At 36.1% G+C, this 14,190-nt stretch carries 16 protein-coding genes; 8 read left to right on the top strand and 8 right to left on the bottom strand.

What is annotated here, in order from left to right; translation table 11 throughout:
- Positions 1-411 precede the first annotated feature (411 nt).
- The 3 genes from ACXAEY_RS23970 to ACXAEY_RS23960 all read right to left on the bottom strand — a co-directional run bounded on the left by ACXAEY_RS23970 (position 412) and on the right by ACXAEY_RS23960 (position 3,214).
- Positions 412-2,535 (bottom strand): AMP-binding protein, encoded by a 2,124-nt coding sequence (locus ACXAEY_RS23970; RefSeq protein WP_474815886.1) that lies wholly within the window; start codon positions 2,533-2,535, stop codon positions 412-414.
- A 178-nt stretch (positions 2,536-2,713) separates the two neighbouring features.
- Positions 2,714-2,944 carry a hypothetical protein gene (locus tag ACXAEY_RS23965; RefSeq protein WP_474815884.1) on the bottom strand — a complete coding sequence of 77 codons (231 nt, stop codon included), beginning with the start codon at positions 2,942-2,944 and terminating at the stop codon, positions 2,714-2,716.
- 111 nt (positions 2,945-3,055) lie between these two features.
- Complete coding sequence (locus ACXAEY_RS23960; protein WP_474815882.1) at positions 3,056-3,214, bottom strand: hypothetical protein; 159 nt, start codon at positions 3,212-3,214, stop codon at positions 3,056-3,058.
- A 328-nt stretch (positions 3,215-3,542) separates the two neighbouring features.
- Here ACXAEY_RS23960 and ACXAEY_RS23955 point away from each other — a divergent pair, with 328 nt between their 5' ends.
- Positions 3,543-3,680, top strand: coding sequence for a hypothetical protein (locus ACXAEY_RS23955; RefSeq protein ID WP_474815880.1), 138 nt, complete (start codon positions 3,543-3,545; stop codon positions 3,678-3,680).
- A 78-nt stretch (positions 3,681-3,758) separates the two neighbouring features.
- On the opposite strand, the gene ACXAEY_RS23950 is transcribed toward ACXAEY_RS23955, so the two are convergent.
- Positions 3,759-3,983, bottom strand: coding sequence for a hypothetical protein (locus ACXAEY_RS23950; protein WP_474815878.1), 225 nt, complete (start codon positions 3,981-3,983; stop codon positions 3,759-3,761).
- A 274-nt stretch (positions 3,984-4,257) separates the two neighbouring features.
- On the opposite strand from ACXAEY_RS23950, the gene ACXAEY_RS23945 reads away from it, so the two are divergent.
- From ACXAEY_RS23945 to ACXAEY_RS23935, 3 genes are all read left to right on the top strand, one after another.
- Positions 4,258-4,968: a hypothetical protein gene (locus ACXAEY_RS23945; protein WP_474815877.1), complete on the top strand. Its 711-nt coding sequence runs from the start codon at positions 4,258-4,260 to the stop codon at positions 4,966-4,968.
- Positions 4,969-5,045: 77 nt separating this feature from the next.
- Positions 5,046-5,258, top strand: a complete 213-nt coding sequence (locus ACXAEY_RS23940; protein WP_474815875.1) for a hypothetical protein — start codon at positions 5,046-5,048, stop codon at positions 5,256-5,258.
- 148 nt (positions 5,259-5,406) lie between these two features.
- Complete coding sequence (locus ACXAEY_RS23935; RefSeq protein ID WP_474815873.1) at positions 5,407-5,925, top strand: hypothetical protein; 519 nt, start codon at positions 5,407-5,409, stop codon at positions 5,923-5,925.
- 241 nt (positions 5,926-6,166) lie between these two features.
- Here ACXAEY_RS23935 and ACXAEY_RS23930 read toward each other — a convergent pair whose 3' ends face one another.
- The 3 genes from ACXAEY_RS23930 to ACXAEY_RS23920 form a co-directional block, all read right to left on the bottom strand.
- Positions 6,167-7,222, bottom strand: coding sequence for a M23 family metallopeptidase (locus tag ACXAEY_RS23930; protein ID WP_474815871.1), 1,056 nt, complete (start codon positions 7,220-7,222; stop codon positions 6,167-6,169).
- A gap of 57 nt (positions 7,223-7,279) precedes the next feature.
- Positions 7,280-7,663, bottom strand: coding sequence for a hypothetical protein (locus ACXAEY_RS23925; protein WP_474815870.1), 384 nt, complete (start codon positions 7,661-7,663; stop codon positions 7,280-7,282).
- A 139-nt stretch (positions 7,664-7,802) separates the two neighbouring features.
- Entirely contained in the window at positions 7,803-10,421 is a 2,619-nt protein-coding gene (locus tag ACXAEY_RS23920; protein ID WP_474815868.1) for a transglycosylase domain-containing protein, read from the bottom strand.
- A 225-nt stretch (positions 10,422-10,646) separates the two neighbouring features.
- Here ACXAEY_RS23920 and ACXAEY_RS23915 point away from each other — a divergent pair, with 225 nt between their 5' ends.
- Entirely contained in the window at positions 10,647-11,552 is a 906-nt protein-coding gene (locus ACXAEY_RS23915; protein WP_474815866.1) for a hypothetical protein, read from the top strand.
- Between the two features lie 15 nt (positions 11,553-11,567).
- Complete coding sequence (locus ACXAEY_RS23910; protein ID WP_474815864.1) at positions 11,568-11,861, top strand: hypothetical protein; 294 nt, start codon at positions 11,568-11,570, stop codon at positions 11,859-11,861.
- A 170-nt stretch (positions 11,862-12,031) separates the two neighbouring features.
- Here ACXAEY_RS23910 and ACXAEY_RS23905 read toward each other — a convergent pair whose 3' ends face one another.
- The gene (locus ACXAEY_RS23905) at positions 12,032-12,388 is read right to left on the bottom strand and encodes a hypothetical protein (RefSeq protein WP_474815863.1); all 357 of its coding nucleotides are present in this window, start codon (positions 12,386-12,388) and stop codon (positions 12,032-12,034) included.
- A 148-nt stretch (positions 12,389-12,536) separates the two neighbouring features.
- On the opposite strand from ACXAEY_RS23905, the gene ACXAEY_RS23900 reads away from it, so the two are divergent.
- Both ACXAEY_RS23900 and ACXAEY_RS23895 read left to right on the top strand, forming a co-directional pair.
- Positions 12,537-13,046, top strand: coding sequence for a PH domain-containing protein (locus ACXAEY_RS23900; RefSeq protein ID WP_474815861.1), 510 nt, complete (start codon positions 12,537-12,539; stop codon positions 13,044-13,046).
- Between the two features lie 226 nt (positions 13,047-13,272).
- Entirely contained in the window at positions 13,273-14,088 is an 816-nt protein-coding gene (locus ACXAEY_RS23895) for a flagellin N-terminal helical domain-containing protein (RefSeq protein WP_474815859.1), read from the top strand.
- Positions 14,089-14,190 lie beyond the last annotated feature (102 nt).

The following is a 14,190-nucleotide window of genomic DNA, read 5'->3' as shown; positions in this document are numbered from 1 at the left end:
GGATGCTTTAATATTCAATATTATCGAAGCTGCACAATGTTATAATGAATGAAATGCGGAAGGGAGCGATCAGATGGAATACAAACAGAATCCATTTGTTAAGGTGTGGAAGATTACTATGATCCTAAACATCCTAGCCTTTTTGTATGGATTGTCAATGCTAATCGTAGGAGCTCACCCCTTTATATACTTTTTTATAGGGATGTCTTTCACTGGCTCTCTTATTAGCTTATATATGTACACACTTAACCGCAAAGGTGATAAGGCTCAACGTGAACTCTTTAAAGTCTTTGAAGATGGAAAAATATAAATAACGCTTACTTATTCGACATACAAAGATGAGATCGTTTTTGTGTAACTGATATGGTACTGACTATGTACTAATCAATTCACCTAAACGATCTTTTTTTGTTATTTAGAGAACAACCCTGTTTTAACTTCTTTTGCCCATTCCTTTATTTGAACATAATCGAACTTTCCTGTTCCAAGCAGCGGGAGCTCCTCTACCACTACAATTTTTGAAGGCGCAAGAAGCGTTGTTTGATTATCATCTTTAATGAACTTCTTAAATTCCTTCAGTTTTATATCTTCCCTGGTGGTATAAAGGATAATACGTTCCCCCTTCCTTTTATCGGGAACATTCACAGCCGCGAAACAAGCGTCTTCATAACAGCGAGATGCCATATTCTCAACAAGATTCAGTGAAACCATTTCACCCGCTATCTTCGCAAAACGTTTTAATCTAGATTTGATACTGATGTAGCCTTCTTGATCAATACTGACAACATCCCCAAGATTGTACCATTCATCTGCTGGTTTAAACCCTTCGTTGTGAATGAGATAACCCTTCATAATGTTAGGTCCTTTCACTAACAGAGATCCACCCTCTTTAATCCCCTCCTCTTGCTGTAGTTTGTATTCGATTCCTGGTAGAAATTGACCTACTGTGCCTGAGCGGTTCATTAAGGGTGTGTTTAAAGATATAACAGGAGCAGTTTCTGTAGCTCCATATCCCTCTAGTATCCTAATACCAAACTTTTCGTTCCATAAGTTTCGTACACTATCTTTTAGCTTCTCTGCACCTACGATTCCGTATCTGAGCGAGTAGAAGTCATAAGGGTGTGCATGTTTACCGTATCCCTCAAAGAATGTAGATGTACCAAATAACAGAGTTGCGTTCTTTTGATATGCAAGTTCAGGAATCTCTTTGTAATGCAGTGGACTCGGATAAAAGAATACCTTAATCCCTCTAATCAGAGGAAGCATCGTTGCAGCTGTAAAACCGAAACTATGGAATGTAGGCATACTGTTAAATAAGATATCTTTAGGCGTCACATCTATCATCGTAGTTACCTGCTGGATATTGGCTAGTATATTGTCATGTGACAACAGAACGCCTTTGGGTTTATTCTCACTACCAGAAGTGAATAAAAGAACTTCTGGAATGGAGTTATCTGCTTTTTCAAATCGTTTATATTGCACAAGTGCTTTTAACTTTTCTTTCTTTGTAATGGTTTCTTTAACGTCTTCCATGTAAATGATCTTAGCTTTAGTTCCTAATGCCTCTATAGTGCTTCCTAGCTCAGCTTTCTCTATAAACGATTTAGAGGTAATGATTGTATTGACGTCCCCTGTCTCACAACAATCCATTAAACTTTTAGCCCCCATGGAGAAGTTTAGAAGAGCGGGCGTTTTCCCTAGTTTAAACAAGGCAAGTGTCGCTATGGGGAAAGCGGTAGAGTTAGGAAGAAATACTCCTATTCTTTTGTTACCATGCAGCTTACCTTCTAAGTTGTTTGCAAATGCATAAGAAGCCATTAGCAATTCTTTATAGCTTAAAGCTGAAATAGGATCCTCAACAATTACTTTATCCATGCCTTCTACCTTACCGGAGCGGTATACTTCATCGAATATATTTTGCCCGTTGCTATGGCGAGACAAGAACATTTCATTTTGCATTTTTCTCAATAGGATACGAGATGCTTCTTCCTTTTGTTTTGTTGGAGACTCTTCTTCGTTTTCTTGAAGGTTAAAAGGTTCACCTATTCTAATTGAGATTTTAGGAAATCTCTTCTGCTTATAGATGTCTGGAATATAAGAGTAGTATGACCTCTCAGCCCCAGCGATAATAACAGGATGGATATTAGCACCAGTTTTTAACCCGATATAACTTAAACCATCATAAATCTTCATGAGGTTGCCAGTAGTGCTAATCCTCCCCTCTGGAAATATAACCAATGGTGAGCCCTTCTCGACAACATCAATCATCTCTCTGACGGAGTATGGATTACTTGTATCTACCTTAATGTGTTTTCTGTTCTTTAATATGAATTGATATCGATCTGCGATCTTGCTGTTAACAACAAAACAAACATTCTTAGGTAGGTGAAATGCTAACAACAAAGCATCAAGTAAAGAAACGTGATTCGGCATTAATATAGTCTTCTTAGCAAAGTTAATTTTATCTAAACCGTCTATATTAGGACGGTGACAAACATTTAAAAAACCTTTCATAAAATGTTCGGTAACGGACATTCGGATAAACCTCCTAAATTAATTAAAATGGACCTTAGTTATGACCTGGTTATAATGTGAACATATAGCCTTTTTCGGTGGATAATGTAAAATCCCTTATTTTGTGCAATGGTTTGGGTATCATCCCAAAAAACATATAAAAAGGTCTCTACTTATATACAAGTAAAGACCTGGATAATTAGCTGTTGGTAGTCTTCTTTCTATTCTTAAGTGAGAGAACCATCGTGGTCACTGAGATAGCTGCTCCGAACGCTAGAATCACCAACCCTATAATAAATTGAATGGTGGGACCCTTTTCTACTAAAATTGCATCATAGTTGTTCATTACAACAGGGACCAAGAATGAAAGGGCTAGACCTGCAAAAGCAAAACTTGAAAGTATTCCGTATGTGAATTCATCATTCTTCAATAATTCCACCTCTTTTCTGGTTCTTTTTTAGTTTTGACTAGTTACCTATAAGAGTGTGGTTTAGAAAAGATTACGAATCCCCTTTTAGTTGGAGCTATATAGCTAAACTTGTTATTCGAATAAAAGCTTGAATACATAATGTCGCGTTTTCTCACAATCTAGATCCGGTATAAAGTTGTTTTTATCACACCAGTATAAAAACTTTCCTGACTGAACTTCACCTCTTGCTATTGCCAAGTAATATTCATATAGTTTCTTTCTTTTGACCATGCCTATTCCTCCTTAGAATTAGAACTTACAATCCTATTAGGAATTACATGATAAATATCCCCTACCAGTAGAAAATGGATGGGGAAACTACATTAAGCCATAAAAAATAGGAGACAAAACATCCCCTATTTTCTGCTGGTCATTGTTAATAGATGCAGAAGGGGTAATGTAGTGATTAAAATGATGCCTTTGATTACGTTATCCTGACAACGAGTCAAATACCGAAAGGACTGATATACTTATCCTATGAGTGATAATATTTCAATGTTAGACGGTACATAGCGTTACTTTTCCGAACGGAACCATTAATAAAAGGAGGCGAATAACCTTGGATAAGAAATTCAAAGTGATTCATTTTAAATCTCAAAAAGAAATCAACGAGGATCGCTTAAAAGAAATTAAGCGTAAGAAAGAAAAGCTACGTCGTCGCTTGGAGATGATTAGAATGAAATACAGCGGTAAATAATTAATTAAGTTTGTACCTATAAATAGAAAAACCACTCTATCCTATATGGATGAGCGGTTAGCATTATAATTTCAACCGTTATTGAGCTCTAATTTCACTAAGCAGATTTTCTGCCCATTTAAAAGCAACCTCTTTTTCGACTAAGAAACTTTCACAACTACCTACCTTCGAAATAAACTTGCCTCCTTTTTGTCGATGTACATAGCACATGACTTCACAACCAGACAATCGAACGACAAAATTTCCGTCTTCCCTTTCTTCTACTTGTACATCCTCTGATAGTGTAAGATCATAATTTTCCATATAGCGTCCCCTTTACTTAATTGTTTTTTGTTCTTAAGTAAATAGTAATATGAAAATGACAAAAGAGTTAAAGAAACTGAAGAAGTTGGTATCGCTCATAGAATATTGTCAGGAACAACGCCTATATAATAATTTTAATACATTGTCTAAACTTATGAAGCGCAGATGCCCTTCCAAAGGTAACGACTCCATTCATTAATAAGAATGTACTTTTTTTCACTGAAGAACTTAATCACACGATACAATGAAACAAATTGATAAAGGAGATGTTCTCATGGAAATGGACGCAGCAATGAAACAATTAAGAAATCTTGTTAAAGAATTTGGGAAGGAAGAAGTCATGAAGTTGATCGGTAATTTGGAGGATAATAAACTCTCTTCCGAAGTCATCTTAATGGGAGGGACTTCAAGTGATGCGGTTGACGAGGCGATTTCTTCTCAACTCGACATAGAAGTTAAAATAGCAACAATAGGACAGGTTACATTCCCTTCTGGTTACGGCTACTTTCTGAAAAGAGTATTTACTTATGATGAGCCTAACTCTTTAGCTAACAGCTTAAGCAATTTAAAGAATGGGAAGATCATATCATTTACATCCAATAAAGTTTTGGTCTTTGAAGACGGAACAGGCTTTTATGCTATTAGAGAGATTGGTCAAAACAATGATGATCAGAAAATAGTGGATTTCTCAGCAGAAAATAAAACCAACGCATTTAAACTCTTCACTCTATTAGCGGAGCACGGAGGATATATTAACAGTATTAATGACGTGGAGGCTCAGTATCCAAATTTCCTCAATGTTGATAGTGATAAAATAAAAGAAGGCGAAGAGTACAAGTTCTTTAGTGAAGATTTCGGAGAGTGTACAAATAGAATTTTAGAATCGGTCTTTAATAAAGAAATCTTCTCAGATAACATCTATTATGTTGTATTGGAGAACGCATATTGTTTTTATACAGAAGACCAATTGAGGTTTTCTTATTAGAATGTAAAGAAGCTTCAACTGTTGAACGAACTATCATTTAATTGCAATTCGTATTATTGCCTTAGGGGGAAAAAGAAATGGACAACTACCACGATAAAGTAAGAGTTTTGTGTCTTGAGTGCGAACATGAACACGATAATAAATTGAGTTATGGAGAAGCAAATAAATATCCCGATGACTTCTTCATAAAGTGTAAAAAGTGTTCTGCTACTGAAGAAGGTAGTGCTAAGCTACAAAATTTCAAGATCATAAAAATGTACGGACGTTATGAAACTACAAGAAATTCATGAATGTTCGCTAAATATCTCACATTATTATGGTAATATAGACCTCAATATCATTTGAGGTCTTTTTTTATGCCTATTAACAACTCTATAGCTTATATGATAAGGTTTTAACTCCTTTTTCAACAATTAACACTTGAGAGGTGATTATATGTTGGGCAAAAGTAATATCAAATTATTTAGAGCTACTTTCAGGGGGAGAGAAAAGACTTGCTCTACTCTTTTAAATGGACATAATATGAATACGGTTATTACAAACGTTAGAAATATACTCAACACAGGGAATAGAACGTTTATCTCAGAAAGCGACTATAAACAATCTTTCACAGTAAACCTGCAAGACTTATTGTTTGTAGAGTACACAGAGATCGGCGAACAACCTATAGAGAAATTCGACGAGATAATATACGCAATTAGCGACCAAGACTTACAGCACACTCTATCTGCAGTAAGTGATAATGAATTCCTTTCTAGAGTTCTAGTGGGAACGACAAACGAACTTAAGCAAAAATTCTATCGTAACCTAACTGAACCAAGAAGGGCGACAATCCAGAGAATAAATAAAGTAACATCTGAAGCCGTGGGTCAAGGACCAGACCCTGATAAAAAGGAATTTCTAGAACTATTAATACCTTCAGGCGCTGAAAAGACTAGGGTCAGGAGCGGTTCTTGATAGTAGCATGCTCCTAAACATACTAGGCTAGCAATTATGCTAGCACGTATACGATTAAAATACTTCTTATTAGCTTTCACTTTTGCGACTACTTATGCTTTTGCTAGCATTTTACCTATCACTAGTAAATGTGCATTTGAGAGCGGGAGTTAAAGTGAACTGCCCAAACTGGTACTCCCCCCAAACTATGGGGGTTTTTTAAGTTCAACAACAAATAAAAATAGAGCGCAATGAATGCACTCTATTTAAAAATGTCGTAAAGGATCTCACGCGCATCTTCCAATGAATCAAAATAATTTATGTAATTCTCTCCACATACATATATGTCGCTATGCAGATGAATGTCTTTAGCTGTTTTGGCTGCCCCATTACTTGTTCCAGAATTACCGGTTTTACCAATCACTTGGTCGGTTGTAACGTAACTACCCACTTCCAGATTGTCCTCTATATCACTTAAATGAGCGTACCGAACCATAGTTCCATTTGTCGATTGAATCCAAACTTGCCTACCACGCATGATGTCCAATATATAATCCGGTGTTTGTGTTTTATCACTATTAGCGGCTATATCTAACAATTTATTACGTTCTTCCGTTGAAATCTCATTATATCCGTGATCAGCTCTTACAACCCAACCTTCATAGATAGGTTTGATGTTGGTATCGAAATTCATTTCTGGACCGGTTCCTGTTGGATACCAATCAACCCCCTCATGAATTCCATTTCTATATCCTCGATCTGCTCCTGGTAACTGACCATCTATGTTAGTGACGTGAGACCCAACCAATGGAATGTTTGCATTATCCATTCTTTTCTTAATGTCATCCTCTTCAAGCCTATCTATACAAGGAGAATCATAAGGTTCATTATTTTCTTCTTTTACAAAGTATTTATGATCGCCATGGTAAACAGTTAGTGAGAAATGATTCTTTAATACGTCAGATTTTAGTAATAAGTCATCCCCTACCCCTTTTGCATTTTGGAGTGGATACATAAATTTATTCTTCATAATATAGTTGAAATTATAAGGAATCACATACTCATTTCTTTTATATTCAATCAGGTACTTTCTATTTGTATCGTCATATTGATATTCCAATTCCAATAAATTCGAAAGCTCTTTAATTGAAAAATACGTATCCCCTTCTACCTTTCTTGGGGTAATCTCTTCTCCTTTATCAACCTCCACTTCGCCCTCTTTGTTTTGGGACAAAGGTACAGTTTCTTCTCTTTCAGGGAAAAAGAAGTAGGAAAATACTAATACTGAAATCAAAAACACAACTACTTTTCTTGCCACCCCTAAAACCTCCCTCATGTTTGAGACGTAGAGAGGAACCATCTAATTAATGCATGATTACCGTTCTTGTAGGTGATGTTTGCGGAATAGGCAATATAGCATGTAATCCATACGGATAACTTTTTTTATGTCTTCTTTTATACTTATATCCTCATACCGTAAATACGGTGTGATCATAACGGCGTTCCGTTCAACAGAGACATCGACTTCAATAACTGCATTTCCAGCTTTAAAGAAATAAAGAGCAGAGCCTTTATCGTCAAAGCGATATTCGGGAAGTGCTAATTTTTGAAGGTTAGTTAAGAACCTTTTCTTATCAGAGTCCATTAAAGCCGTATACTTTCTAAGAGTAGCTAAATTTAACTTCTCATTAATTGGCGTAATATGACCCTGAGAAGGAGATGTCATATGTCTTTTCATAACACGTAAAGATGCTTCCATCATTTTACCTCCCTTTCATATTTATATTGATTTAAAAAGCCCACTGCCCTCTTTTGGAGACGCATGTATTAACAGTTTAATTTAAGAGAAAAAGGCTACGATAAATTCGCAGCCTTTTCTACTATTAGTAAGTATAGATTCATTCTTCGTTTGTATTTGGACTATCATTACTGGAATCAGTTTCTTTATTGTTGTTTTCTTCAATGACTGGAGCGTCGCTACCGTTGGTTAGTTCTAATCCTTCTCCATCTGAACCATCTTCTGTCGTTTCTCCAGGAGCACCTTCTCCATCAGGGGAATTGCTAGCCGTTTCTGATGGATCAGACTGTCCCTCAGAACCACTTTCCTCATTCGAAGTGGTTTCTTCATTTGATGTAGGTTGGGAATCTTCTGAAGTTACTGTTTCGTCGGTTGTAGAATTCTCATCAGTTTTGCTGTCTTCAGAGGTGTTTTCTTCAGGCTCACCATCTTCTTTAGATTCAACTTCTATTGTTTCAACGTTCTTATTGTCTTCTGTATTCTTTTCCTTATCTTCAACCTCTTCATCTTCGGGTTCCTTAGCATCTACCTTATCTGGCATACGGATAGAGATGTCACTAGATTTAATCACACGTTCTCCAGAACTCTTTTCGAACCCAATAACGTGGTAATTGTATCGTTTTCCAAGTTTAGTAGTATGATCATTGTATTTACCGCCTGTAGTTTCCGAGATAGACACACCGTCTCTAATTATTTGATAACGGATTCCTCTCTCATTCTCCCATTCCAAATGAACACTTTCTCCATCATTCATATAGTAAGCTTTAATATCTATAGGCTTTAAATAACGAGCTTCTGTTTCTTCCTCTTCCCCTTCTTCAACCTCTGGGAGTATCGGGAGAACATCACTTGCTATTTCACTAAACATTTTGGCAGCGATATATGATGTTTGCCCCGAAGGAATGTAATGGTTTTTGTCTGTATTATCATAACCCATCCAAACCGTACCAACGAGATTATCAGTAAATCCAACAAACCAAATGTCTTTGTTTCCATGCCCAGAAGGGTTTTCATTTGTTCCAGTCTTCCCTGAGAGTGTATAACCAGGAACTTGACCGTTCCTACCTGTTCCTCTTTCGACTACTTTCCTTAGCATCGTCTTCATCGCATTAGCATTCTGATTCTTAATAACTTGTGTAGGTTTCTCTGCTTCGTATATCACTTCACCACTATGAGATACCATTCTCTTAATTGCATGCGCCGGAGAGCGTTTACCGTTATTAGCAAATACCTGATAAGCATCTGACATTTGTAGTGGACTAACTCCTGTGTCGATTCCTCCAAGTGCCATACTTAAACCACTCTTATCATCTTTCAAATCAATTCCAAGCTTTTTCATGTACTCCTTGGAACTGTTAATCCCTACTTGTTGTAGAGTCCATACTGCCGGTACGTTGTTAGACCACACTAATGCTTCAGTCATAGATTTCCTACTTGCTCCGCCATGGTCTTTTACAACATATCCTCCTGGGAATACGTGACCTGGGGTTGCTACTAATGTTGACCATGGTGTGAACTTCCCTGATTCTAGAGCGGGACCATACGAGACAAGAGGTTTAAAAGCGGAACCAGGTTGTCTTTCCATTTGGAACGCTCTATTGAAGTCCATGAACCCTTTTACTTCATCTCTGCTCCCTGTTAAAGCGTAAATTTCACCATTTTGAGGGTTAACTAACACCGATGCACCCTGCACTATGCGTCCTTTACTAGAGCCACTTGGACTTGATGGGTATAGTTCACTTCTACTCATGTTATCTCGAAGCTTTTTATATACCTCAGGATCAAACGATGTATAAATCTTCAGACCAGAATACATAGCTTCCTCAACTGAAATATCCATCTTGTCTGCAGCTTCATTTAATGTGTAATACACAAATTCAGGATAATGAACTTTTTCATCTTCATGAAAAGCATTTACTTCTTCAAGAATCATAAAATCTCTTGATTTCGTTTCTTCATATTCTTCTTTAGTTATATAACCCTGAACAAACATATTATGAAGAACCGTGTTTCTTCTTTGAACGGCACCTTCAGGGTTCATATACGGAGAGTGAATTGAAGGAGCTTGAGGCAAACCTGCTATAAGAGCTGCTCTAGTGATCTTTGTTAATCTATCTTGCTCCTTGAACTCTTCGAGCGATACACCAAAGTAGGTTTGTACAGCATTTTTAACTCCGTAGCTGCGGTGACCATAAAAGATATGATTTAGATAGCTAGCCATTATATCTTTCTTCGTATATTTCTGTTCCAGTGCTGTTGAGTAAACGACCTCATTCAATTTCCGATCAATAGTCTTTCCAGGGTCTAAATATACTGTCTTGACCAATTGTTGAGTAAGTGTGCTTCCGCCCTGAACGAATGAGCCTGCTCTAATGTCAGCTATTAAAGCTCGAAAGATAGCTTTTACACTTAAACCGGCATGCTCGAAAAACTCCCGATCCTCTGTCGCGACAACAGCTTGCACGATTTCAATAGGAACCTCGTCATAAGTCGTGACGTCCTTCCTTTCCTGTTCGAACCTAGATAATTCATCACCATTCTTATCGTAGACTATTGTAGGTCGAGGTTTAATAGTGATTTTATCATCGTCAATGGCTACGTCCTCAACTCTGTCAGCCACTGTACCTGCAGCAACAAAAGCCACTACAGAACCAATTAACCCACCAATGATTAATGACATAACTAAGTTCGAGCTTAGGTATTTTAAATATCGTTTCACGTTTATAGACTCTCCTTTATATGAAATTGTCATAGGATATAATCTTTCGCTACATGTATAACTGTAACCAATATTTGAAATAACCTATTTCAATATTAATTAAAGTAATCTATGAGTTTAAGAAAATATATGTTTTTATAATATTTTATCTTTATGATACTAGATTCCTCTGTTTCTATCTTCTATACTATCCCTACTTAAATTTGAGTCTGGGGCGGGATAAAAATGAGCAGGTTATTTATTGGTCAAACTGAAACTGGAAAAACCACAAAAATGAAAGAGGTTGCGAAAGGAATTCATAACAAGACCATCGTTTTAGATTTTAATAACCAATATAGCGATTGGGATGGTCATGAAATTACAATCGACACAGTAAACCCCTTGTTGGGTAGACTCAATCTATCTGATACAAAAGCCTTGAATGCGGGTTATTTAGACCACAGTCATTCCTTGTACCGGATGTGTAGGGACATATTAAAGGAAGACCCTTTATACAGAACATCTCATGAATCAGAAAAAGATATGATTTTAAACAGTCTATCTAAAGAGGGGTTAGTTGAAGAAGCCATCGAACGACTATTGGTTTCTTGGGAGCCGAATGAAAATGAGCGTGGAAGAGAATTGAATGATGGAGTTTCAATGAATCAAAATAAAAAACACCTATCCTTGGATGATGTTTTTACTACATTTTTAGAGAACGACGTTGTTATTTTTAAAATGAAGAACATCCATTCATCGAAAATGAGAGCGGCTACCTTTGCTATTCTGAATCGCGTGTCAACACTCTACAGTGGTAAGGTGACGGTGATCGCGGACAATTTAACAACTCTATTCAACCAAGGCAATATCAAATTATTCCTTTCGACAGTAAATCTAGAGAATCTTGAGTTTCTACTTGCATTCAATAAAGTTTCGAATGTTCCTAAACCATTCTTTGACCTTATAAATGAGTATTATGTTTTTCGATTTGAGAACAATACGGATATCAAAGCGCTAATTAAGTACATGTTTAATGATGAACCAAATTTAGAGAGCAAAGTAAGTCATTTTAAACGAAAAGTGAAGCAATTACAGGACCATCAATGTTATGAGAAGAGTTTAGTTAAGCAAAACAAGATTGCAATTGCATAATGGAGGGATATTATTATGATTACTACAAAAAAAGATGAGTTCTTTTCCACATTAGAAAATGAGTTGATGTCAACTTTTCAAAACCGTTTCGATATTACTGACGACGAGTTTTTATCCAACCCTCCTTTAATGAGTGTTTCAGAAGACCCCTATAAGATCTGTTTAACTCTATTTGATTTCCATGAGAAAAAGGGTATTCCTTACGGACAATATGATTATAAAAATGTCTATGAAAACTTTTCTTTTGTGGAGGATGTAGTTCGTTACTTCTACAGTCAGTTGGTTGGAAAAAGTATTCTAGCGCAGTAAAAAACATCTTCCTATAAATGTTTTCTTAGGAGTACAGGGGTACTAGTAATGACCAATTTACACTATATATCCTCTAATTGAATTAAGAAAAAGGAAGGTATTTTTTCAAAGTACCTTCCTTTTTTCATTATTACCTTCAATAAGAGAATAGGTTCTTGTATGTCTAATAGTTACTTATCGCTCAGAATAAATCGATACTTCTTAGCAGTTTTTGTGATTTCTTTATCTTTTGATAGAATTCCATTTCTTTTATATTTAAGAAATCCAGTTTCTACAATAAGTTGAGATTCGCTTCCGCCTTCTATTCCGGCTGATTCAAAATGGTATTCCCCTTTCTTAATGCCCTTCCAATCATAGGTATTGATCATTTTGTCTTCCGGAAGAAAATAACTAAATGTTATCTTACTCTTACTTTCGTTATCTTCCAGAATGAATTTTATCCCAGGCTTCTTATCCTCTATAGCTGGGTAGTCTCTTAAGATCTTATACACCTTACGTCCGTTTGCCTTGAAATCCAAAACTATCATTATTTAACCCCTCCCTTGCACTAGTTCAGTCGCCCCTCTTCTTTTCCTCTTAATAACCAATCGATTCTAACTAATAATTAATAATCTTGTTTTTACTTGTGGTATTCCCTGCTATAGATTAGTATCTGAATGTTTAAGGAGGGATCTTATGGAAAATTATTTATCCTCGGATGAAAAAATATTATGGAAGAGCTTTCCTGGGAAGCGTTATAGAACATTTATTTTTTCTAGAGATTTAAGTATCTTTATATTTTTGGCTTTTTTCTTCTATCAAATATTAATTTCTTCATTTGATAACATAGATGAATCTCTGGTTTTAAAGATGTCTATAGGTATTGGTGTACTAGGGCTGCTATTCTCTGTTTGTCATCAAATCAGCTTCTTATTTATTCGTTACTACATATCGAATGAGAAGGTATCTATTAAGCGAGGATTTATTAGTTATAATGTGTTTGATGTGAAGCTTAGAGATGTGGTTAATACTAGTGTGAAACGAACTGTATCTGATAGATTCTTGAAAACTGGAAGCTTATATATACAAGATGCTAATGATGAAAAAAGAAAAGACGCTTTGTGTTTTGCAAATATCGATGATCCTCACGTTATCCATCAAAAATTACATAATGCTATTGATAATAATAGTAAAAATCAAAATTAAGAAGACCGTACAATATACGGTCTTCTTTTTATTTGTTCTGTTTACAAATGAACATTATAATTTCTATTTTTATTGATTATCTCAGAGCATTCACCTTTTAACATCCCTGTATTCACAAGGGTTTGGGGAAATATCTAGATTGAAAACATTAATATGTTCCAATTTTTGTAAAAGATTTTTTGGAGCCTCTCGATACTAGGTATGTAACCACAGGAGGTGTATGTTAATGTATGTAAATTCAAATATTTCAAGTTCAGTAGCACAGAATTATCTTTCCCAAGCTAATAGTAATATGGAAAATACTATGAATCGTTTGGCATCAGGTAAAAGAATAAATACGGCTGCTGACGATGCAGCAGGTCTTTCAATCGCTACTAGAATGACGGCTCAGACTAATGGAATGGAAGTTGCTACAAGAAATGCAAATGACGGAGTAAGTATGATTAACACAGCTGAATCAGCACTAGGAAGCGTAAGTGATATCCTACAGAGAATGAGAGAACTAGCTGTTCAAGCTGACAACGGCACATATAGTGCTAGTGATAAAACTAGTATGAAAAACGAATACGACGAACTAGCTAACGAGATTGATCATATCGCAGATAATACTACTTTCAACGGCTCTACCCTACTAGACACGGCTGCTAATGCTGTTTCTCTACATATTTCTGAAAAAGCTACAGACACTATGACAATTACTTTTAACTCTGCAAAAACAGTAGATCTTGGAGTTGATAGTGCTACTATCGATATCTCTGCAGACGCTCAGACTGCGATTACTGCACTGGATACTGCACTTCAGACTGTTGCTGACGAAAGAGCTTCACTTGGTAGTAAGGTAAACCGTCTTGATTTCGTTAAGAATAATCTAGCAACAACTCAAATCAATACAGAAGCAAGCAGAAGCAGAATTGAAGATGCAAATATGGCGAAAGAAATGAGTGAGCTGACGAAAGACAGAGTTCTTAGTCAGTCCAGTATGGCTATGCTTCGTCAAGCTAACTCACAGCCACAAGCCGTTCTAGGTTTGCTACAAGGCTAAAACAGAGGGATCCCCTCTGTTTTTTTCTTTTGTACAAAATAACAAAAAATGGTAATTAAAATTGACAAACTCATCTTTCCTATTATAACGACTTCGAACAAA

This window comes from Anaerobacillus sp. ABA4_114, from assembly GCF_056159065.1.
This window is presented reverse-complemented; position numbering and strand designations above follow the sequence as displayed.

Bases quoted from the DNA above. Each gene is read 5' to 3' on its own strand.
- ACXAEY_RS23925 (WP_474815870.1), bottom strand. From the start codon at position 7,663: ATGGAAGCATCTTTACGTGTTATGAAAAGACATATGACATCTCCTTCT.
- ACXAEY_RS23945 (WP_474815877.1), top strand. From the start codon at position 4,258: ATGGAAATGGACGCAGCAATGAAACAATTAAGAAATCTTGTTAAAGAA.
- ACXAEY_RS23950 (WP_474815878.1), bottom strand. From the start codon at position 3,983: ATGGAAAATTATGATCTTACACTATCAGAGGATGTACAAGTAGAAGAA.
- ACXAEY_RS23970 (WP_474815886.1), bottom strand. From the start codon at position 2,535: ATGTCCGTTACCGAACATTTTATGAAAGGTTTTTTAAATGTTTGTCAC.
- ACXAEY_RS23910 (WP_474815864.1), top strand. From the start codon at position 11,568: ATGATTACTACAAAAAAAGATGAGTTCTTTTCCACATTAGAAAATGAG.
- ACXAEY_RS23960 (WP_474815882.1), bottom strand. From the start codon at position 3,214: ATGGTCAAAAGAAAGAAACTATATGAATATTACTTGGCAATAGCAAGA.
- ACXAEY_RS23900 (WP_474815861.1), top strand. From the start codon at position 12,537: ATGGAAAATTATTTATCCTCGGATGAAAAAATATTATGGAAGAGCTTT.
- ACXAEY_RS23905 (WP_474815863.1), bottom strand. From the start codon at position 12,388: ATGATAGTTTTGGATTTCAAGGCAAACGGACGTAAGGTGTATAAGATC.
- ACXAEY_RS23915 (WP_474815866.1), top strand. From the start codon at position 10,647: ATGAGCAGGTTATTTATTGGTCAAACTGAAACTGGAAAAACCACAAAA.
- ACXAEY_RS23940 (WP_474815875.1), top strand. From the start codon at position 5,046: ATGGACAACTACCACGATAAAGTAAGAGTTTTGTGTCTTGAGTGCGAA.
- ACXAEY_RS23895 (WP_474815859.1), top strand. From the start codon at position 13,273: ATGTATGTAAATTCAAATATTTCAAGTTCAGTAGCACAGAATTATCTT.